Genomic DNA, 19,487 nt, shown 5'->3' with positions numbered 1-19,487 from the left:
GCAATAGGGCCTCCCGCACCGAACTGGAGCGGATGCCCACCATCATCGCAGGTAAATGGTGGGCATCCACGAACTGGCGATGAAGGGACTATGCTCGCCTGCGCATGCTAAGATTCATCTCGGGAAGATGTTTCACGGTCGGGACCTATGAGTTGCAAGGCAGGGACCTTCGTCTCACGTATGTGCGACTGACGGGCAAGGCACATTGATTATGGGAACAATGCAAGGTGTCGCGCTGTTCCGGGACAACCTGTTGCGCACGTTGCCACTTTGCGCACCCAGGCTACCAGCATCTGCCCGTCGGCCTCGGTCGGCGGGCCTTTTCGTCAGAAAGATGGGAACTGGAGCCTGCGGTCCATTGTTGGAAAGGTGTCTGCGGCGTCCCCTCAAAAACCGCAGACTGGTGTGCAACACCGAGCCCGCGCCTCCGCTGATGGGCGCCGGCTTTTCTATCGTGAAGTGACAGATGAGGTTCTGTAAACAGGACGTCGGCCAATTCAAGGGCTCGGCGTATCGCGGTAACTCTTCCAGGACGCAGCCGCCGTTTCCCGCTCTCGAAGTCGCGCATCGTCCCTTCGCTCACGTTTGACTTGGCCGCAAGGCGCACTTGGGTTCTTGTTGGCATTCCCGGGCGCGAAAAGCGCCCGGGAGATTGGGTTTTTGGCTTATCGCCCGGGGGTGAGCAGACTTCGTGTGTCGAATGAGCGATCTAGCTTGACGTTGAGCGAGATTCTGAGAGGCGTCAGGCCGGGCTCGCTCATTTCATGCTTCCGAGGTGGTGGTGGCACCTGAGTCTCAGCTGCACCCGCTCGTCGAGCCACAGGTGTCGCACTTCTCGCAGGTGCCGTTCCGCACCATGGTGAAGTTGTGGCACTCGGAGCATTCGTTGCCGGTGTAGCCTTGCAGCAGTGACTGCTGGCGCCTGGTCGCGGCGAGCTTCTTCGCCTCGGCAGCCTCGTTGGCGGCGGCGTCGGTGAAGAGGGCCTCGGTGCCGCCGGCGGCTTCGGCTTCCTCTTCCACCATATCCTCGGCCAGTTCCCGGGCGCGCTCCTCATAGTCGCGCTTGTAGGCGAGCGCCTCGTCGCTGGCCGGCTTCAGCGCCAGCACGTTGGAACCGACGAAGGCGGTCGGCGCGGCGCGGGCAGGGGCGGTGGTCGGAGCCGATCCGCCGAAGCCCTTCGGCTCTGAGCCGATGCCCGACACCAGCTTCACCGGCGAGGCGCCGCGATAGAGGCCCTTGGAGAAGGGCGTCGCCTTGCCTTCGGTGATGCCGCGGCCGAGCGCGGTCTTGTCGAAGTCCGACTGGTCGACATGGGCGAGGTCGTGGCGGCCGAGATAGGAGACGGCAAGCTCGCGGAACACGTAGTCGAGGATCGACGTCGCGTTCTTGATCGCGTCGTTGCCCTGCACCATGCCGGCCGGCTCGAACTTGGTGAAGGTGAAGGCCTCGACATATTCGTCGAGCGGCACGCCATATTGCAGGCCGAGCGAGATCGCGATGGCGAAGTTGTTCATCATCGCGCGGAAGGCTGCGCCTTCCTTGTGCATGTCGATGAAGATCTCGCCGAGGCGGCCGTCGTCGAATTCGCCGGTGCGCAGATACACCTTGTGGCCGCCCACGACGGCCTTCTGGGTGTAGCCCTTGCGGCGGTTCGGCAGTTTCTCGCGGTCGCGGTAGAGGCGCTCGATGACGCGCTCGACGATCTTTTCCGTCACCTGCACGGCGCGCTGCGCGGCGGGCGCGGCGATCAGCTGCTCGACCGCCTCGTCCTCGTCGTCCTCGCCATCGGCGAGCAGCGAGGCGTTGAGCGGCTGCGACAGCTTCGAGCCGTCGCGATAGAGCGCGTTGGCCTTCAGCGCCAGCTTCCAGGAGAGCATGTAGGCGTTCTTGGCGTCCTCGACCGTCGCCTCGTTCGGCATGTTGATGGTCTTGGAGATGGCGCCCGAGATGAAGGGCTGGGCTGCCGCCATCATCAGGATGTGGCTGTTGATCGACAGCGAACGCTTGCCGATCTTGCCGCAGGGGCTGGCGCAGTCGAACACCGGCAGGTGCTCGGCCTTCAGGAAGGGCGCGCCTTCGAGCGTCATGGCGCCGCAGACATGGATGTTGGCGGCGTCGATGTCTTTCTTCGAGAAGCCGAGAGCCGGCAGCATCTCGAAGGAGATGTCGCCGAGCTGTTCGTCGGTGAAGCCGAGCGTCTCCTTGACCCAGTCGGCGCCGAGCGTCCATTGGTTGAACACGAACTTGATGTCAAAGGCCGACTTCAGCGCCGCATTGAGCGCCGCGATCTTCTCATCGGTGAAACCCTTGGTCTTGAGCGAGGACGGGTTGATGCCGGGCGCCTGGTTGAGGTTGCCGTGGCCGACCGCGTAAGCCTCGATCTCGGCGATCTGGCTTTCGGAGTAGCCCAGCGTGCGCAGCGCTTCCGGCACGGCGCGGTTGATGATCTTGAAGTAGCCGCCGCCGGCGAGCTTCTTGAACTTCACCAGGGCGAAGTCGGGCTCGATGCCGGTGGTGTCGCAATCCATGACGAGGCCGATCGTGCCGGTCGGCGCGATCACGGTTGCCTGCGCGTTGCGGTAGCCGTGCTCTTCGCCGAGCTCGATGGCGCGGTCCCAGGCGGCGCGGGCATGCTCGGCCAAAGCCTGCTGCTTCAGGTCGGAAGCGACCAGCGGCACCGGATTGACGGCGAGCTTCTCGTAGCCGTCCTTGTCGCCATAGGCGGCGCGGCGGTGGTTGCGCATGACGCGCAGCATGTTCTGGGCGTTGCGGTCATAGTCCGGGAAGGCGCCGAGCTCGGAGGCCATCTCGGCCGAGGTCGAGTAGGCGACGCCGGTCATGATGGCGGTGAGCGCGGCGCAGATGGCGCGGCCCTCGTCGGAGTCGTAAGGGATGCCCGAGGTCATCAGCAGGCCGCCGATGTTGGCGTAGCCGAGGCCGAGCGTGCGGTAGTCGTAGGAGAGCTTGGCGATCTCCTTGGACGGGAACTGCGCCATCATCACCGAGATTTCGAGCACGACGGTCCACAGGCGAACGGTGTGCTCGTAGGCGGCGATGTCCATCGTGCCGTCGGCATTGCGGTAGGGCAGGAGGTTGATCGAGGCGAGGTTGCAGGCCGTGTCGTCGAGGAACATGTATTCCGAGCACGGGTTGGAGGCCCGGATCGCACCGGCGGAAGCGCAGGTGTGCCAGTCGTTCATCGTCGTGTTGAAGTGCAGGCCCGGATCGGCGGAAGCCCAGGCGGCATAGCCGATCTTTTCCCACAGGTCGCGCGCCTTCAGCGTCTTCAGCACCTTGCCGTCCTTGCGGGCGGTGAGCTGCCAGTCGCCATCGGCCTCGACGGCGCGCAGGAAGTTGTCCTTCAGCGACACCGAATTGTTGGAGTTCTGGCCGGAGACGGTGAGATAGGCATCCGAATCCCAGTCGGTGTCGTAGGTCTTGAACGACATCGAGGTGTAGCCCTGGCGGGCAAACTGGATGACGCGGTAGATATAGTTCTCCGGCACGCCGTCCTTCTTGGCCGCCTTGATCTCGCGCTTCAGCGCGGTGTTCAGAGCCGGGTCGAAGCAGTCGTCGTCATGGCCTTCGCAATTGACGCAGGCCTTCATGATGGCTTCGAGATGCTTCTTGACGATCTTCGAGCCGGTCACCAGCGAGGCGACCTTCTGCTCTTCATTGACCTTCCAGTCGATGAAGTCCTCGATATCGGGATGGTCGGCGTCGACGATGACCATTTTTGCCGCGCGGCGCGTCGTGCCGCCCGACTTGATGGCGCCCGCCGCGCGGTCGCCGATCTTGAGGAAGCTCATCAGGCCGGACGAACGGCCGCCGCCGGAAAGCTTTTCGCCTTCGCCTCGCAGCATCGAGAAATTCGAGCCGGTGCCGGAACCGTATTTGAACAGGCGCGCCTCACGCACCCACAGATCCATGATGCCGCCCTCGTTGACGAGGTCGTCCTGCACGCCCTGGATGAAGCAGGCATGCGGCTGCGGGTGCTCGTAGGAGGACTTCGACTTGGTCAGCTTGCCGGTGAAGGGGTCGACATAGAAATGGCCCTGGCTCGGGCCGTCGATGCCGTAGGCCCAGTGCAGGCCGGTGTTGAACCATTGCGGCGAGTTCGGCGCCACGCGCTGGGTGGCGAGCATATAGGCAAGCTCGTCGCGGAAGGCGCGCGCGTCATCCTCGGACTTGAAGTAGCCGCCCTTGTAGCCCCAATAGGTCCAGGTGCCGGCCAGCCGGTCGAAGACCTGACGGGCGTCGGTTTCCGAACCATAGCGCTCGGCTTCGGGCAGCTTGGCGAGCTCGGCCTCGTCGGCGACCGAGCGCCACAGGAAGGAGGGGACGTCGTTCTCCTCGACCTTCTTCAGGCGCGCCGGCACGCCGGCCTTGCGGAAATACTTTTGGGCCAGGATGTCGGCCGCGACCTGGCTGAACTGCGCCGGCACGTCGATGTTGTCGAGGCGGAACACCACCGAGCCGTCGGGATTCTTGATCTCCGACAAAGCCTTGCGGAATTCGATCTCCGCATAGGCAGATTGGCCTTCCTTGGTGAAGCGACGCTCGATGCGCATTGGTCCGGTCCCTTTGTGTCTATATATAGCGCTTCTCCGCGGGGATTTCTGCCCCACCAGCCGAAAAGCGCAGTCCGCCGTTTGCCGGCATTGCGAGCAGCGCCGGCACTCTCCTCGTCGCAAGTGCCGGCACGCAGACAGCAAAACGCTTTCCCAAGCGTTGCCGAGGCTGCAGGCCGACCCTCACGGGTCCCTAAACTGAAACTTTTGTCGATTCCCTCCGTAGAGGGAGGTTCACACTATCTGGCGTCTAGCCTGCCTGCAAACACTAAATATAGTGTTAACAGATCATTTTTTCCAGGCCGACAATTCTCCCTTTCGCCCACCCAAGCCCTAACGATCCCAACGCTTCCGCCAGCCTCGTGAACAGGCGGAAATTCGGGCAAAACGCACAAAATCCGGGAAAAAAGACCGGCCTCAGAACTCTCCGGTCGCGCCCGCAACAGGAGCGCATGGCCCATAAAAAGCGACTCGGTCCGACCCGTCAAGGATTCGTTTTTGTAGCTTTTGTGACCCCAACATCTTGTGTGTCACATATGTGGATAACGGGGACACAGGAAGCTCGGCTTCGCAGGCACTTGACGCGGTTTGTCAATCTGCCGCGAAGCGTGTCGGGCGTCGGCTTTTCATTTTAGCTGGCTTGCACTATCTGTTGCGTTCGCGCGGGGGCGCGCCTTGTCAACACCAAAAGCATCCGTTACGCCCCGCTCATGACAGTTACTGTACGTTTTGCCCCATCGCCGACCGGTCGCATTCATATCGGCAATGCGCGCACCGCGCTGTTCAACTGGCTTTTCGCCATGAACAACAAGGGCCGTTTCATCCAGCGCTTCGACGACACCGACATTGCCCGCTCGAAGCAGGAATACGCCGATTCCATCCTTTACGACCTGCACTGGCTTGGCATCTTCCCGGATGTCACCGAATACCAGTCGCACCGCTTCGAGATTTACGACGCGGCGGTCGAGCGACTGAAGGCGGCGCGGGTGCTCTATGCCTGCTACGAAACGCCGGAAGAACTCGATCTGCGCCGCAAGGTGCGCCGCACGCGCGGCCTGCCGCCGGTCTATGGCCGCGAGGCGCTGACGCTGACGCCCGAGCAGGTGGCCGAGTATCAGTCAGACGGGCGGCGCCCGCACTGGCGCTTCCTGCTGCCCAATTTCACCAGCGATCCGCTGCAGCCTGAACGGACCGAAGTGCATTGGAACGACCTGGTGCGCGGCGAGGAGACCGTCGACCTCGCCTCGCTGTCGGATCCTGTGCTGGTGCGCGAGGACGGCACCTATCTCTACACGCTGCCTTCGGTGGTCGACGATATCGAGATGGGCGTCAGCCATGTCATTCGCGGCGACGACCATGTCACCAACACCGGCGTGCAGATCGCCATCTTCAAGGCGCTCGGCGCCGAGCCGCCGGTCTTCGGCCACCACAATCTGCTCACCACCGTGTCGGGCGAGGGGCTGTCGAAGCGCACCGGCGCGCTGTCGATCGAAAGCCTGCGCGAGGACGGCATCGAGCCGATGGCGGTCGCTTCGCTGGCGGTGCTCGTCGGCACGTCGGAGAATGTCACGGCAGCGCACGACCTCAACGAGCTTGCCGGCCATTTCGACCCGGCGGCGACGTCCAAGTCCGCCTCCAAATTCGACCCGGACGAGCTCTTCGTGCTCAACCGCACGCTGATGCACCATATGTCCTTCGAGGAAGCGCGCGACCGGCTGATGGTGCTCGGCATTTCCGGCGACAAGGCCGAGCCTTTCTGGATGGCGGTGCGCGGCAATCTCGACCGCCTGTCGGACGCGGTCGCCTGGTGGCGCATCCTGAGCGAGGGCCCGCAGGAGCCGGCCGAGTTTTCCGGCGAGGACCGCGATTTCCTCAACCAGGCGTTCGAACTGTTGCCCGAGGAACCGTGGAACGGCACGGTGTGGAAGGACTGGACCGGCAAGATCAGGGAAGCCACGGGGCGCAAGGGCAAGCCGTTGTTCATGCCGCTGAGGCTCGCCCTTACCGGGCGGACTTCGGGGCCGGAGCTTTCAGATCTATTGCCGCTGATGGGTCGGGAAGGAACGCTGGCCCGACGACCCTGACCTTGCGCTGGTCCGGCGGCAATGCCGAGACCGGCGACACCGGCGCCTTGGTGGTCAGCCGCTTGATCGCGTCCTGGTCCAGCCCGCCCTCGGCATTGGCGAGTGTTTCCGGATCTGCGCCGGGATCGGGCTTTACCGCCGGCATCGGGATGAAGGGCGCTGCCTCGTTCTCCGGCTGCGACTGTTCGGGATTGGACGGGTTGCCGCCGATGATCGTGAAATTGCCATTGCTGGCCTGCGCGTTGCAGCCGCAAGTGGGCGGGCGAGAGTAATTGGCCTGCTTGTAGAGATAGGCGGTCGGCAGCTCGCTGTAGGGTTGACCGGTCGCCGACGAGGTCATCGAGCCCGAGTCGTCGTCCATGCCGCGCGAATAGAAGACCTGCATCTCGGTACCCGGGCAGCTCGATTCGCAGTTCTTCTGGTCGCGCTCGAAATCGCCGACGGAAGCGGCGTTCGACATCGGGAAGAAATAGCCGTCGCAGGTGCGCACGCACATGGTGTGGAACTCGCCGCCCAATCGCGGCAGGTCCATGCCGTCCGGCTGGTTGATGATACGGCGGATGTTGCGCACGCTGGGATCATCTTCAGGTACAGCCGCCGCGTCCGGGACGTTGGCGGCGTCGGGCGTTTCGAATTGCTGGTCCTGGCGGCCGAAAAGCTGCTCGAACAGATTGCCGCCGCCATTGTCGCGCGCCGCCTCCCGAAGCGGCGCGCGGCGCGGCGCGATCTCGTCGTCGCGGCAGCCATTGGCATCGAGCGCCGCGAGAATGCGGCCACGGTCTCGCTGCGTGCCGCCGGCGGCCAGGCGCTCGCGCTTGGCCTGCAACGTGTCGAGATTGGCGTTCATGCGCTGGATCGAGGCATTGATCGCCGCGCACTGGCTGACATTGCGCGAAAACAGCGTGAAGCCGCAATTGGCGTCGCTCGCCCGGCCGCGGGCCTTGGCAAGCTGCTCGCGCTGGCGCTGGATGGCATCGTCATATTTGCGCACGATGCCCGGCCCTCCGCCGCCGCGCGTTGCGGCGAGTTCGGCTTCGAGTTGCCTGCACGCGCGAGACGCGGCCTGGGATTGGGTCACGGCGACGGCCGAGCCTGCAAGCGCTGCAAGCAGCGCCAACAGATGGGTCAGCTTCAACGCAGCACCCTTCATCCGAAACCCCAATTGCCCGCCCAAATCGCTTGATCGACCCGAAGCTACGCCGCCGTGGTTAATCGACTATGCCAGAGTCGGCGCCACCGGACCCAGAACAATTCGGCACCAGGCATTTTCAACCGGAACACAATTTTTCGTCGCCGGCCCAAAAACGCCGAGAGCCTAAAAAAGACGCTTTCGCGCGGGACTAATTCCACGAATTCGGCTTGCAAGAGAGGGGCGATGCATGATCCCGATGACACGACGGAGCGCGCTGCAACTCGGACTTCTGTTCCTGGCGGTGCCGGACGCGGTGGCCAGGAAAGCCACGCCCGCGATGGCGAAGAGCGCCACGCCCGATTGGACCTTCAGGTTGGTCGATGCGGCGCGCGGGCAGATCGGCGTCACCACGCTCTACGATCCGACATATACCCGCATTCCTTATCCTGGTGGGGATGTCGCGCAGGACCGGGGCGTGTGCACGGACGTCGTGATCCGCGCCTATCGCCACGCCTTCCGGCTCGACCTGCAAAAGCTGGTGCATGAGGACATGCTGGCCAATTTCGCCGCCTATCCGAAGGCCTGGGGCCTGAAGTCGACCGATCCGAACATCGACCACCGCAGGGTGCCCAATCTCGCCGTGTTCTTCGAACGGCGAGGCGCTTCGCTCGCCGTCAGCGACGATTCCGCCGACTACCAGCCGGGCGATCTCGTCACCCAGATGCTGCCCGGCAACCTGACGCATATCGCCATCGTCTCGACCAATCGCTCGGTCGAGGCGCCGGAACGGCCGCTGGTCATTCACAACATCGGCCAGGGCGCCCGCGAGGAGGATACGCTATTTGTCTTCAGGCGGACGGGGCATTTTCGCTTCGCGCCTATCTGAAGAGCTTAGCGTCCCACCTAGCCCAACTCGACCACCGCCTGCGCCTTGTGCGCCGCCTCGACCACGGCAAGCGCGGTCATGTTGACGACGCCGCGCGAGGTCACCGACGGCGTCAATATGTGCGCGGGCTTGTCCGTGCCGAGCAGGATCGGCCCGACATGCAGCGCGTCCATCATGGCGCGCAGCGCCGTCAGCGTGATGTTGGCCGAATCGAGGTTCGGGAAGACCAGCAGGTTGGCTTCGCCCTTCAGCCGCGAATGCGGATAGACGCGCTGGCGCAGATGCTCCGAAAGTGCTGTATCGGCATGCATCTCGCCGTCGCACTGCAAGCCGGGCGCGATGCGGCCGAGGATTTCCGCCGCGCGGCGCATCTTCAGCGCGCTGGGCGAATCGCGCGAGCCGAAATCCGAATGCGACAGCAGCGCTGCCTTCGGCTCGATGCCGAAACGCTGGATTTCCTCCGCCGCCAGCACCGTCATTTCGGCGATCTCCTCCGCCGTCGGGTCGACCGACACATGCGTGTCGGTGAGGAAGATGATGCCGCGCTGCGAGATCAGCATCGACAGCGTCGACAGGTCCCTGTCTTTGATGCCCGCGCGGGGACCAATGATGAGGCTGACATTGCGCAGATGCCTCTCGAAGCGGCCTTCGAGGCCGCAGACCATGGCGTCGGCGTCGCCCCGCTTCAACGCAAGCGCGGCGATCACGGTATTGTCGGTGCGCACCATGGTGCGGGCGGCTTCCGTCGTCACGCCGCGCCGGCCGGCCAGTTCGATCAAGAGGTCGACATAATGGCGATAGCGCGGATCGTCTTCCGGATTGATCAGAGCAAAATCGACGCCGGGCTTGATGCGTAGACCGTAACGCTTCAGCCTGACCTCGACCACATGCGGGCGGCCGATCAAAGTCGGTTCGGCGATGCCTTCCTCCAGCACCACCTGTGCCGCGCGCAGCACGCGCTCGTCCTCGCCGTCGGCATAGATGACGCGCTTGGCGCTTGAAGCCTTGGCGGAGGAGAACACCGGCTTCATCACCAGGCCGGAGCGGAAGACGAACCGGTTCAGCTTGTCGATATAGGCGAGGAAGTCGGCGATCGGCCGCGTCGCGACGCCGGTGTCGCAGGCGGCTTTCGCCACCGCCGGCGCGATGCGCAGGATAAGGCGCGGGTCGAAGGGCGAGGGGATCAGGAAATCGGGGCCGAACATCGGCGTCTCGCCGGAATAGGCGCGCGCCGCGACATCCGATGGCTCCTCGCGCGCAAGGGCTGCGATCGCCCGCACGGCCGCCATCTTCATCTCCTCGTTGATGGCGCTGGCGCCGCAATCGAGCGCGCCGCGGAAGATGTAAGGAAAGCAGAGCACGTTGTTGACTTGATTGGGAAAATCCGAGCGCCCGGTGCAGATCATGGCGTCCGGCCGCGCGGCTCTTGCCGCTTCCGGCATGATCTCGGGATTGGGGTTGGCCAAGGCCAGGATCAGCGGTTTCGGCGCCATGTGCTGCAGCAGCTCCGGTTTCAGCACGCCGGCGGCGGAAAGGCCGAGGAAGACGTCGGCGCCGGGAATGACGTCGGCCAGCGTGCGCGCCTCGGTATCCTTCACATAAGGGTCTTTCCAGCGATCCATCTCCTCGACGCGGCCCTTATGGGCGACGCCGAAACGGTCGGTGACCCAGATGTTTTCGACCCTGGCGCCGAGCGAGACCAAAAGGTTGAGGCAGGCAAGCGCCGCGGCGCCGGCGCCCGAGGTGACGATCTTGATGTCGGAGATCGCCTTGCCGGCCAGTTCCAGCCCATTGAGCACCGCGGCTGCAACGATGATCGCCGTGCCGTGCTGGTCGTCGTGGAAGACCGGGATGCCCATGCGGGCCTTCAGCCGCTCCTCGACCTCGAAGCATTCGGGCGCCTTGATGTCCTCGAGATTGATGCCGCCGAAAGTCGGTTCCAGCGCTGCCACCGTCTCGACCATGCGCTCGATTTCCGGCGCGTCGATCTCGATGTCGAAGACGTCGATGCCGGCGAATTTCTTGAACAGCACCGCCTTGCCTTCCATGACCGGCTTGGAGGCGAGCGGACCGATATTGCCGAGCCCGAGCACGGCGGAGCCGTTGGAGACGACGCCGACGAGGTTGGCGCGCGCGGTGTAGTCGGCGGCGGTGGCGGGATCGTCGCGGATCTCGAGGCAGGGCGCGGCCACGCCCGGCGAATAGGCGAGCGCAAGGTCGCGCTGATTGCCGAGCGGCTTCGTTGCCTGGATCTCAAGCTTTCCCGGCGTCGGGTGCTTGTGGAAGAAGAGGGCGGCCTCGTCGAGGTCCGACCGGGCCGTTTTCTTGCTCTCGCCGTCCATTGCGGCCCCTCCCTGCGATACTGGTTTGGAGCCTTTTAGCATGCGTCGGAGCGTTTTCGCGACGGCAAATAGCGGGCTCCGGCCTTCACAATGCCGGAGCGAAAATAATCAATCGATTCCAGCCGGTTGGGCTGTGAGCCTCAGGCCTTTTGGATTGGCGACGCTCAGAACGCGCTGACGTAGAGGCCGCCATCGACCGGGATGTTCTGGCCGGTGAGGTAGCCGGCATGGACCGAGCACAGGAAGGCGCAGATCTGGCCGAATTCCTCTGGCGTGCCGAGACGTTTTGCCGGCACGTCGGCGCTGATGCGGGCCTTGCGCGCGGCGGCTGCCGCCGGATCCTCGACCGTGCCGGCCTCGTGCGGGCCGCGCAGCCGGTCGGTGTCGAGCTTGCCGGGCAGCAGGCTGTTGATGGTGACATTGCGGTCCATCACGGTACGTGCCACGCCGGCGAGGAACGAGGTCAGGCCGGCGCGTGCACCGGAAGACAGGTCGAGGCCGGGGATCGGCACATAGACCGACAGCGAGGTGATGTTGACGATGCGGCCGAAGCCGCGCTTGGCCATGCCGTCTATGACTGCCTGGATCAGCTCGATCGGCGTCACCATGTTCTGCGTTACGCCTTCGAGGATCTTGGCGCGGTCGAGCTCGCGGAAATCGCGCAGCGGCGGGCCGCCATTGTTGTTGACCAGGATGTCGGGGTCCGGGCAGGCGGCGAGTATCGCCTTCTGCACCTCGGGCTTCGACACGTCGCCGACGACCTCGATCACGTTGACGCCGAACTTTTCGCGAATCTCGGCGGCGGTTTTCGCCAGCAGCTCTGCGTTGCGGCCGTTGACGACGAGATCGACACCGGCTTCGGCCAACGCCACGGCGCAACCTTTTCCAAGTCCCTTGCTCGAAGCGCAGACGATGGCCTTCTTGCCGCGAATGCCGAGATCCATGACGGTTTTCTCCTGATTGACTTGCACGCAAGCTAGCGCCTGGGCTGGACCAACCGCAACCGTCATACGGTTGTTGCATGAATCGGGGCATAGGCACGCGAAAGCCAAGGGTAAAATCGTGATGTCAGACCCAGAGCCCCGCACTTTCCGCGCCCTGTTCATTTCCGACGTGCATCTCGGCTCGAAAGCGGCCAAGGCCGATTTCCTGATCGACTTCCTGCGCTATCACGACGCCGAAATCATCTATCTGGTCGGCGATATCGTCGACGGCTGGCGGCTGCGGCGCAGCTGGCACTGGCCGCAGAGCCACAACGACGTGGTGCAGAAGCTGCTGCGCAAGGCGCGCAAGGGCGCCTCGATCACCTATATCGCCGGCAATCACGACGAATTCGCCCGCCAGTTCCAGGGCGTGCATTTCGGCGGCATCGTCGTCGCCGACCGCGCCATCCACGAGACCGCCGACGGCCGGCGCCTGCTGGTCATCCATGGCGACCAGTTCGACACGGTGGTGCACAACCAGCGCTGGCTCGCCTATCTCGGCGACCATGCCTACGACGCGGCGATGCTGGTCAACCGTGTCGTGACCAGGCTGCGCCACCTGCTCGGGCTGCCTTACTGGTCGTTCTCGTCATGGGCCAAGGTCAAGGTCAAGAAGGCGGTCAACTTCATCGGCTCGTTCCAGACCGTGCTTTCGGAAGAAGCGCGGCGCTCGCATGTCGACGGCGTGATCTGCGGCCACATCCATCACGCCGCGATCGAAAGCTATGGCGACGTGCAGTACATCAACACCGGCGACTGGGTGGAAAGCTGCACGGCGGTGGTCGAACATTTCGACGGCCGCATGGAGATCCTGACTTGGGCGCATGTGCTGCCGGAGGCTTCGGCCGGCAATGAAGCGCTGGTGCCGGTCGATATCATCGACCTCAAGGGCAGGGCGGCTCAGGCGGCTTGAACGCAGCCGCCTTGTTCCCGGTTCAGCCTGCCGGCTTCGTCGCGCTGATGTAAAGGCGAGCCGCGCTCGCTCCCAGGCCTCGTTCGTAACAACTTTGCTCTTGATCGATTGGTCCAGCCAGTTCCGCCGCGCTTTGCCGCATGTTAGGGATCGGACACGTTGCATGGACTAGAATGCAGCGAAATTGGATCGATTCATGTCGCTGCCGCCGCTATCGCCCGAACAGCTTGTCAAGCCAAGCCATTTCGAACTGCGCATGAGCCTGATCTTCGCGACCTTGTTCGTGTCGCAAGGCACCCACCTGCCTTACTTTCCGCTCTGGCTGCAGGCGAAAGGTTTTCATGCCGAGCAGATTGCGGTCATCCTGGCGGCGCCGATGTTTCTGCGCGTCGTGACGACGCCGATGCTGACCGCGCTTGCCGACCGCGCGAAGGACCGCGCCGACGTCTATATCGCGCTGGTCGCCGGGTCCATGGTCGTCTCCGCCGGCTATTTCCTGCCGGCCACCTACGCCATCGTGCTTGCCGTGTCGCTTTTGCTGACGATCGCGTGGACGCCGCATTCGCCGATGGCCGACTCGCTGGCGCTCTCGGGCGTGCGCCGCTTCGGCTCGAACTACACGGCGATGCGCAAATGGGGCTCGGTCTCGTATCTCGGCGCCAATGTCGTGGGCGGCTTCATCCTTGCGGCTACAGGCCCCCAGGCGGTTCCGGTCATCATCTTCGTCGCGCTCGGCGTGGCCCTGGTCGCGGCGCTGGCGGCGCCGCGCATGGGGCGGCCGCGCAAGGCCTCGCCGCTGTCGGCCACCGAGATGCAGCATAAGGCGCCGAGCCTGTTCAACGCCTATTTCCTCTATTTCACGCTCGGCGTTGGCATCATCACCGCCAGCCACGCCTTCCTCTACGGCTTCGTCTCGATCTACTGGAAATCGATCGGCATCGGCGATTCCGTCGTCGGCCTGCTATGGGCCTGGGGTGTGGTGTCGGAAGTCTGCATGTTCCTGTTTTTCAACCGTATCTTCGCGTCCGTCTCGGTCGCCAGGGTGATGGTGATCGCCGGTATCGGTTCGATCGTGCGCTGGATCGCCTTTCCGCTGGTCTGGCCGCTCGGCCTGGGCGTTGCCGGCTTCTTCGGTGTGCAGACGCTGCATTCGGTGTCGGTGGCGATGGTGTTGATCGGCCTGCAGAAGATGATCGGCGAGACGGTTTCCGAGGAGCGCACCGGTGCTGCGCAAGGTATCGCCTATTTCTTCAACGGCTTCTTCATGGCGGCGGTGACACTCGCCTCGGGCCCGCTCTATGATCGCCTGGGCGTCGACGGTTTCTGGGCGATGATCCCGATCGCGATCATCGGCATGGTGTTGATAGGCCTCGCTTCCCGCTCAGCCCCAAAGCACCCTGTCAGGGGGTGAAACGACCGATCCCTGGTAGACAAGGCCAGGTTCGCGATCGCGCGCCAGCAGCAGTGGACCGTCGAGGTCGACGAAGTCCGCATCCTGCGCCAGGAGCACCGCCGGGGCCATGGCGAGCGAGGTGCCGACCATGCAGCCCACCATGATACCGAAACCCAGGTCGCGCGCGCGGTCGCGCAACTTCAACGCCTCCGTCAAGCCGCCTGATTTGTCGAGCTTGATGTTGACGGCGTCGTAGAGGCCGACCAGCGCATCGAGGTCGTTTGCGGCATGCACGCTTTCGTCGGCGCAGACCGGCACCGGATGCGCGATCCGGCGCAGGATGTCGTCCTTGCCCGCCGGCAGCGGCTGCTCGACGAGCGTGACGCCATGCTGCGCGGCGAAGGCGAGGTTCGCTTCGACATTTTTGTCCGTCCAGCCTTCATTGGCATCGAGGATGATGCGGCTTTGGGGAGCGGCTTCGGTTACTGCGCGGATCCTGGCCATGTCATTGTCGCCGCCGATCTTGACCTTGAGCAAGGGCCGCGCGGCATTGGCGCGCGCCTGCGCCGCCATGGCCTCCGGCGTGGCGAGCGACAGGGTGTAGGCGGTTTCCAGCGGCTTGGCCGGAAGGGCCCCGATCGTCGCCGCCACCGACGTGCCGGTCAGCTTGGCTTCCAGGTCCCACAGGGCGCAGTCTATGGCATTGCGTGCCGCGCCTGCCGGCATGGCATCAAGCAGCGCGATCCTGCTTATGCCGCCGGCGATCTGGTCGCGCATCTCCTCGATAGCGGCGTATACGCCTTCCATGGTCTCGCCGTAGCGCTTGTAGGGCACGCATTCGCCGCGTCCGGAACGTCCCCCGTCGGTGATCGTTGCGGTGATGACTTCGGCCTCGGTTTTGGATCCGCGTGAGATGGTGAAGGTGCCGGCGATCGGGAATCGCTCCATTTCGACCGAAATGACACGCGCCATAATTTTCTTCTCCGGCTGTGCGACACCGGTCTGCCGGCAAATCGACACGCAAGTCCCGCCACGCTAAACAGGACGCCATGTTGACCATCCGCAAACGCGAAGCAAGCGGCGAGGCCAAGGACGCCGAGCACCGGCCGCGCGTTGCCGTGGGCGAGGAAGGAGGCGTGCTGGGTTGCGCCTTTTCCGGCGTGTGGACGACGCGAACCGTGGCGTTGGTCGATGCCGACATGCGCAAGATCGAGCAAAAAAGCGGCGCAAAACAGCTGATGCTCGACCTTTCCCATATCGAAAAGATGGACACGGCCGGCGCCTGGCTGATCGACCGGCTGGCCAGCGCCTTCGAGAAGAAGGGCGTCGAGGTCCATTTGCAGGGGCAGAGCGAAATCGCCTCGATCCTGCTCGGCGCGGTCGGCGACGCCGTTCGTCGGGAGCCCGAATCGGGCCCGTCCGGGCCGCCCAACATCATCCTGCGCGCGTTGGAGCTGGTCGGCCGGCGGGTCTATGAGATGCGCGACGATTTCTTCGCCTCGATGAACATCCTCGGCGCTACGATCCGCGGCGCGCAAATGAAGCTAGGCCGCGGCCACGCGGTCAACCCGGCCGCGATCTTCAACCAGATCGACCGCATGGGCGTCGGCGCGATACCGGTGGTGGTGCTGATGTCGGCCATCGTCGGCGCCATCGTCGCCCAGCAGGGCGCCTACCAGCTCAGCTATTTCGGCGCCAACATCTTCGTCGTCGACCTGGTCGGCGTGCTGATCCTGCGCGAGCTCGGTGTGCTGATGACGGCGATCATGCTCGCGGGACGTTCAGGCAGCGCCATCACCGCCGAGATCGGCTCCATGAAGATGCGCGAGGAGGTCGACGCGCTGAAGGTGATCGGCCTCAATCCGATCGGCGTGCTGGTCTTTCCGCGCCTCGTCGCGCTGGTGATCGGGCTACCGTGCCTCACCATCATCGCCAATTTCGCAGCCCTTGGCGGCGGCATCGTCGCTGCCTGGCTCTATTCCGACATTCCGCCGGCCGCGTTCATCGACAGGCTGCGCGTCGCCATCGATCTCAGCACCATCTTTGCCGGCCTGATCAAGGCGCCGTTCATGGCCTTGATCATCGGCATCATTGCGTCGGTCGAGGGCATGAAGGTCGGCGGCAGCGCCGAATCGCTCGGCCTGCATGTGACTGCGTCGGTGGTGAAGTCGATCTTCGTCGTCATTATCCTCGACGGGCTTTTCGCCATGTTCTACGCAGCGATCGGGTTCTGAAATGGCGAACGGCAACGGCGCCACGGCAGCAGAGCACACGAACGACGACGAAATCGTGCTTTCGGTGCGCGACGTCACCGTCGCCATCGACGGCAAGCTGATCCTCGACAAGCTTTCACTCAACATCAAGCGCGGGGAAATCCTCGGCTTCGTCGGCGCTTCCGGCGCCGGCAAATCAGTGCTGTTGCGCACCATATTGGGACTGATGCCGAAGCAATCGGGGACGATCAGCCTGTTCGGCGTCGACGTCGACAAGGCAAGCGACGCCGACCGCCTGCGCATCGATATGCGGCTTGGCGTCCTTTTCCAGCATGGTGCGCTGTTTTCGGCGCTGACGGTGCTGGAAAACGTGCAGGTGCCGATGCGTGAGTATCTCGACCTGCCCAAGGCGCTGATGGACGAACTCGCCTTGCTCAAGATCGAGCTGGTCGGGTTGCCGGCCGACGCGGCGCGGAAATTTCCCTCCGAGCTTTCCGGCGGCATGATCAAGCGCGCCGCGCTGGCGCGCGCCTTGGCGCTCGATCCCGACATCGTCTTTCTCGACGAGCCGACATCGGGGCTCGATCCGATCAGCGCGGCCGAGTTCGACGAGCTGGTCGTCAAGCTGCGCGACACGATGGACCTGACGGTCTACATGGTCACGCACGACCTCGACACGCTGTTCACCGCTTGCGACCACGTCGCGGTGCTCGGCAAGAAGAAGGTGCTGGTCGAAGGCACGATCGACGACATGCTGAAGAGCGATGAGCCGTGGGTGAAATCCTATTTCCGCGGAAAACGTGCCCGGCAACTTGATCTTGCGGCGCGCGCATAGCCATAAGTGAGGCGATGGAAACAAGAGCCAACTACGTAATTGTCGGCATCTTCACGCTCGGCGCGATCCTGGCGGCCTTCGCCTTCGTCTATTGGACCGCGGCGATCGGCGACAAAGGCGAAACGATAATGCTGCGCGTGCGCATTCCAGGTTCGGCCTCGGGCCTCGGCCGCGGCAGTTTCGTGCTGTTCAACGGCGTCAAGGTCGGCGACGTCAAACGGGTTTACATCGACGTCGACAATCCGACGGTGGCCATCGCCGATACCGAGATCGACCGCTTGACGCCGATCACCAAGTCGACACAGGCCGATATCGGCCTCGCCGGCCTGACCGGCCAGGCCAATATCGAGCTGCGGGGCGCCGACCCCAAGGAAGTGAAGCTGCTCGACGAGGCGGAAAAAGAGGGTAGGATCCCCGAGATAACGGCCAATCCGTCGGCGGTCACCAACCTTCTCCAGACGGCTCAGAACATCTTCACCCGCGCCGACAAGGTGCTGAGCGAGCTCGAAGGCTTCACCAAGGACGTTCGCGGCCCGCTGACGCAGACGGTCAAGAATGTCGAGACCTTCTCGGACGCGCTGGCCAAGAATTCCGACGGCATCGACAAGTTCCTGACGGCCGTCAGCTCGCTTTCCGATCAGCTGAAGAATGTCTCGGGTCGCCTCGACAGCACGCTGAAGGCCGCCGAAGGCCTGCTCAATTCCGTCGACAAGGACCAGATCAAGAGTATCGTGGCCAATGTCGACACGGTGACGGCGAACCTGAAGGAGACCTCGAAGCAGTTCGACACGGTCATCGGCAACGTCAACACGGCGGTAGGCTCGATCAACGATTTCGCCAAGCAGACGCAAGGGACCTTGGCCAAGGTCAACGGCGTGCTCGACGGCATCGATCCGGCCGACGTCAAGGCCGCCTTGGCCAACATCCAGAAGGCCAGCGCCAGCGCCGACAAGGCGGCCTCGGACATCGCCAAGGTGACCGACAAGATCGCCAACCGCTCCGACGACATCAATGACACCATCAAGAATGCCCGCCAGCTTGCGCAACGGCTCAACGACGCCTCGGTGCGCGTAGACGGCATCCTGGCCAAGGTCGACAAGCTCCTCGGCTCCGGCGAGGCCAACGGCGTGATGGCCGATGCCAGGGCGACGTTGAAATCCTTCAAGCAGGTGGCCGACACGCTGAATGCGCGGCTAGGCACCATCACCGACAATCTGGCGCGTTTCTCCGGCCAGGGTCTGCAGAATGTCGAAGCGCTGGTGCAGGACAGCCGGCGCTCGATCAACCGCATCGAGGAAGCGGTGACCGACCTCAGCCGCAACCCCCAGCGCATTCTGTCCGGCGGCGACGGCGAGGTCCGGCAGTTCGATGGAAGGGCACGGCGTTGACTTCGGCCGCCGCGACCGCCAAGAAAATAAACCGTGAATGCGGGTTGATCGTAAGATCCGGGGACAACGGGGATCACGCGTGAAGTCGGTCAGGGTGGTAGCGGGTCGTTTGAGATTGTCCGCAGCAGCGTTGCTGGTGCTTTCGCTTGCCGGCTGCGCGGCCCTCGGCGGCAAGCCGACGCCGCTCGACACGTTCGAGTTGTCGGCGCCGTCGGTCGACGTGCATGCCCACAGCCGCCGCCAGATCCTGATAGCCCAGCCATCGGCGCTGAAGGCTCTGGACAGCCAGAACATCGTCATCAGGCCGTCCGATCAGTCGATCCAGTTCCTCAAGGGCGCGCAATGGGCGGACCGGCTGCCGCTGATCGTGCAGGCGAGGCTGGCCGAAACCTTCCAGCGCTCCGGCAGCTTTGCCGGCGTAGGCAAGCCGGGCGAGGGGCTGGCGATCGACTACCAGATCATCGTCGAGGTGCGCGCCTTCGAGGTGCGCGTCAATGGCGGCGAGCATGCCGAAGTCGAGCTGTTCGTGCGCATCCTGAACGACCGCAACGGCGAGGTGCGCGCTTCGAAGAATTTCACCGCGAGCGCACCGGTCTCCGGCAGCGGCAACGCGGCTTACGTCGGCGCGCTGGACAACGCCTTCGGCCAAGCGGCGAAGGACATCGTCCGCTGGACGGATTCGGCGATCTGAGCCTCTCGGCCAGGCCGACAATCCAACTTATGGACATGAAAAAGGCGGGTCGAGA

General features: G+C 64.0%; 13 protein-coding genes. 8 read left to right on the top strand and 5 right to left on the bottom strand.

What is annotated here, in order from left to right:
* Positions 1-795: 795 nt before the first annotated feature.
* Entirely contained in the window at positions 796-4,572 is a 3,777-nt protein-coding gene (locus RFM52_RS18645) for a vitamin B12-dependent ribonucleotide reductase (RefSeq protein ID WP_320295819.1), read from the bottom strand.
* A 710-nt stretch (positions 4,573-5,282) separates the two neighbouring features.
* On the opposite strand from RFM52_RS18645, the gene gltX reads away from it, so the two are divergent.
* Positions 5,283-6,656, top strand: coding sequence for a glutamate--tRNA ligase (gltX, locus tag RFM52_RS18640; RefSeq protein ID WP_320295818.1), 1,374 nt, complete (start codon positions 5,283-5,285; stop codon positions 6,654-6,656).
* On the opposite strand, the gene RFM52_RS18635 is transcribed toward gltX, so the two are convergent.
* Entirely contained in the window at positions 6,574-7,806 is a 1,233-nt protein-coding gene (locus RFM52_RS18635; RefSeq protein WP_320295817.1) for a DUF2865 domain-containing protein, read from the bottom strand. The two genes, gltX and RFM52_RS18635, sit on opposite strands and share 83 nt — an antisense overlap.
* A 229-nt stretch (positions 7,807-8,035) precedes the next feature.
* Here RFM52_RS18635 and RFM52_RS18630 point away from each other — a divergent pair, with 229 nt between their 5' ends.
* A complete protein-coding gene (locus RFM52_RS18630) occupies positions 8,036-8,674 on the top strand; it encodes a DUF1287 domain-containing protein (RefSeq protein ID WP_320295816.1) in 639 nt (212 codons plus the stop codon).
* A 17-nt stretch (positions 8,675-8,691) separates the two neighbouring features.
* Here the strand turns inward: RFM52_RS18630 and RFM52_RS18625 are convergent, their stop codons facing one another.
* Together RFM52_RS18625 and RFM52_RS18620 are read right to left on the bottom strand one after the other, a co-directional pair.
* Positions 8,692-11,016: an NADP-dependent malic enzyme gene (locus RFM52_RS18625; RefSeq protein ID WP_320295815.1), complete on the bottom strand. Its 2,325-nt coding sequence runs from the start codon at positions 11,014-11,016 to the stop codon at positions 8,692-8,694.
* A gap of 164 nt (positions 11,017-11,180) precedes the next feature.
* Complete coding sequence (locus RFM52_RS18620; RefSeq protein ID WP_320295814.1) at positions 11,181-11,960, bottom strand: SDR family oxidoreductase; 780 nt, start codon at positions 11,958-11,960, stop codon at positions 11,181-11,183.
* A 121-nt stretch (positions 11,961-12,081) separates the two neighbouring features.
* Between RFM52_RS18620 and RFM52_RS18615 the strand changes: the two genes are divergently transcribed.
* On the top strand, positions 12,082-12,912 hold the full coding sequence (locus RFM52_RS18615; protein WP_320295813.1) for a UDP-2,3-diacylglucosamine diphosphatase: 831 nt from the start codon (positions 12,082-12,084) through the stop codon (positions 12,910-12,912).
* Positions 12,913-13,108: 196 nt separating this feature from the next.
* Positions 13,109-14,323, top strand: a complete 1,215-nt coding sequence (locus tag RFM52_RS18610; protein WP_320295812.1) for an MFS transporter — start codon at positions 13,109-13,111, stop codon at positions 14,321-14,323.
* Here RFM52_RS18610 and dgcA read toward each other — a convergent pair.
* A complete protein-coding gene (gene dgcA, locus RFM52_RS18605) occupies positions 14,294-15,277 on the bottom strand; it encodes an N-acetyl-D-Glu racemase DgcA (RefSeq protein ID WP_320295811.1) in 984 nt (327 codons plus the stop codon). The two genes, RFM52_RS18610 and dgcA, sit on opposite strands and share 30 nt — an antisense overlap.
* Before the next feature lie 77 nt (positions 15,278-15,354).
* Between dgcA and RFM52_RS18600 the strand changes: the two genes are divergently transcribed.
* The 4 genes from RFM52_RS18600 to RFM52_RS18585 are packed head-to-tail and all read left to right on the top strand — an operon-like array spanning position 15,355 to position 19,432.
* The gene (locus tag RFM52_RS18600) at positions 15,355-16,539 is read left to right on the top strand and encodes an ABC transporter permease (protein ID WP_320295810.1); all 1,185 of its coding nucleotides are present in this window, start codon (positions 15,355-15,357) and stop codon (positions 16,537-16,539) included.
* A gap of 1 nt (position 16,540) precedes the next feature.
* Positions 16,541-17,353: an ABC transporter ATP-binding protein gene (locus RFM52_RS18595; RefSeq protein WP_320295809.1), complete on the top strand. Its 813-nt coding sequence runs from the start codon at positions 16,541-16,543 to the stop codon at positions 17,351-17,353.
* Between the two features lie 14 nt (positions 17,354-17,367).
* Complete coding sequence (locus RFM52_RS18590; RefSeq protein WP_320295808.1) at positions 17,368-18,741, top strand: MlaD family protein; 1,374 nt, start codon at positions 17,368-17,370, stop codon at positions 18,739-18,741.
* 37 nt (positions 18,742-18,778) lie between these two features.
* On the top strand, positions 18,779-19,432 hold the full coding sequence (locus RFM52_RS18585) for an ABC-type transport auxiliary lipoprotein family protein (RefSeq protein WP_320295807.1): 654 nt from the start codon (positions 18,779-18,781) through the stop codon (positions 19,430-19,432).
* The last annotated feature ends 55 nt before the right edge of the window (positions 19,433-19,487 follow it).

It is taken from the genome of Mesorhizobium humile (genome assembly GCF_033977215.1).
Lineage (GTDB): Bacteria > Pseudomonadota > Alphaproteobacteria > Rhizobiales > Rhizobiaceae > Mesorhizobium > Mesorhizobium humile.
This window is presented reverse-complemented; position numbering and strand designations above follow the sequence as displayed.

Excerpts from the sequence above, each read along its gene's own strand:
- RFM52_RS18645 (WP_320295819.1), bottom strand. The coding sequence starts at position 4,572 with ATGCGCATCGAGCGTCGCTTCACCAAGGAAGGCCAATCTGCCTATGCG.
- gltX (WP_320295818.1), top strand. The coding sequence starts at position 5,283 with ATGACAGTTACTGTACGTTTTGCCCCATCGCCGACCGGTCGCATTCAT.
- RFM52_RS18635 (WP_320295817.1), bottom strand. The coding sequence starts at position 7,806 with ATGAAGGGTGCTGCGTTGAAGCTGACCCATCTGTTGGCGCTGCTTGCA.
- RFM52_RS18630 (WP_320295816.1), top strand. The coding sequence starts at position 8,036 with ATGATCCCGATGACACGACGGAGCGCGCTGCAACTCGGACTTCTGTTC.
- RFM52_RS18625 (WP_320295815.1), bottom strand. The coding sequence starts at position 11,016 with ATGGACGGCGAGAGCAAGAAAACGGCCCGGTCGGACCTCGACGAGGCC.
- RFM52_RS18620 (WP_320295814.1), bottom strand. The coding sequence starts at position 11,960 with ATGGATCTCGGCATTCGCGGCAAGAAGGCCATCGTCTGCGCTTCGAGC.
- RFM52_RS18615 (WP_320295813.1), top strand. The coding sequence starts at position 12,082 with ATGTCAGACCCAGAGCCCCGCACTTTCCGCGCCCTGTTCATTTCCGAC.
- RFM52_RS18610 (WP_320295812.1), top strand. The coding sequence starts at position 13,109 with ATGTCGCTGCCGCCGCTATCGCCCGAACAGCTTGTCAAGCCAAGCCAT.
- dgcA (WP_320295811.1), bottom strand. The coding sequence starts at position 15,277 with ATGGCGCGTGTCATTTCGGTCGAAATGGAGCGATTCCCGATCGCCGGC.
- RFM52_RS18600 (WP_320295810.1), top strand. The coding sequence starts at position 15,355 with ATGTTGACCATCCGCAAACGCGAAGCAAGCGGCGAGGCCAAGGACGCC.
- RFM52_RS18595 (WP_320295809.1), top strand. The coding sequence starts at position 16,541 with ATGGCGAACGGCAACGGCGCCACGGCAGCAGAGCACACGAACGACGAC.
- RFM52_RS18590 (WP_320295808.1), top strand. The coding sequence starts at position 17,368 with ATGGAAACAAGAGCCAACTACGTAATTGTCGGCATCTTCACGCTCGGC.
- RFM52_RS18585 (WP_320295807.1), top strand. The coding sequence starts at position 18,779 with ATGCGGGTTGATCGTAAGATCCGGGGACAACGGGGATCACGCGTGAAG.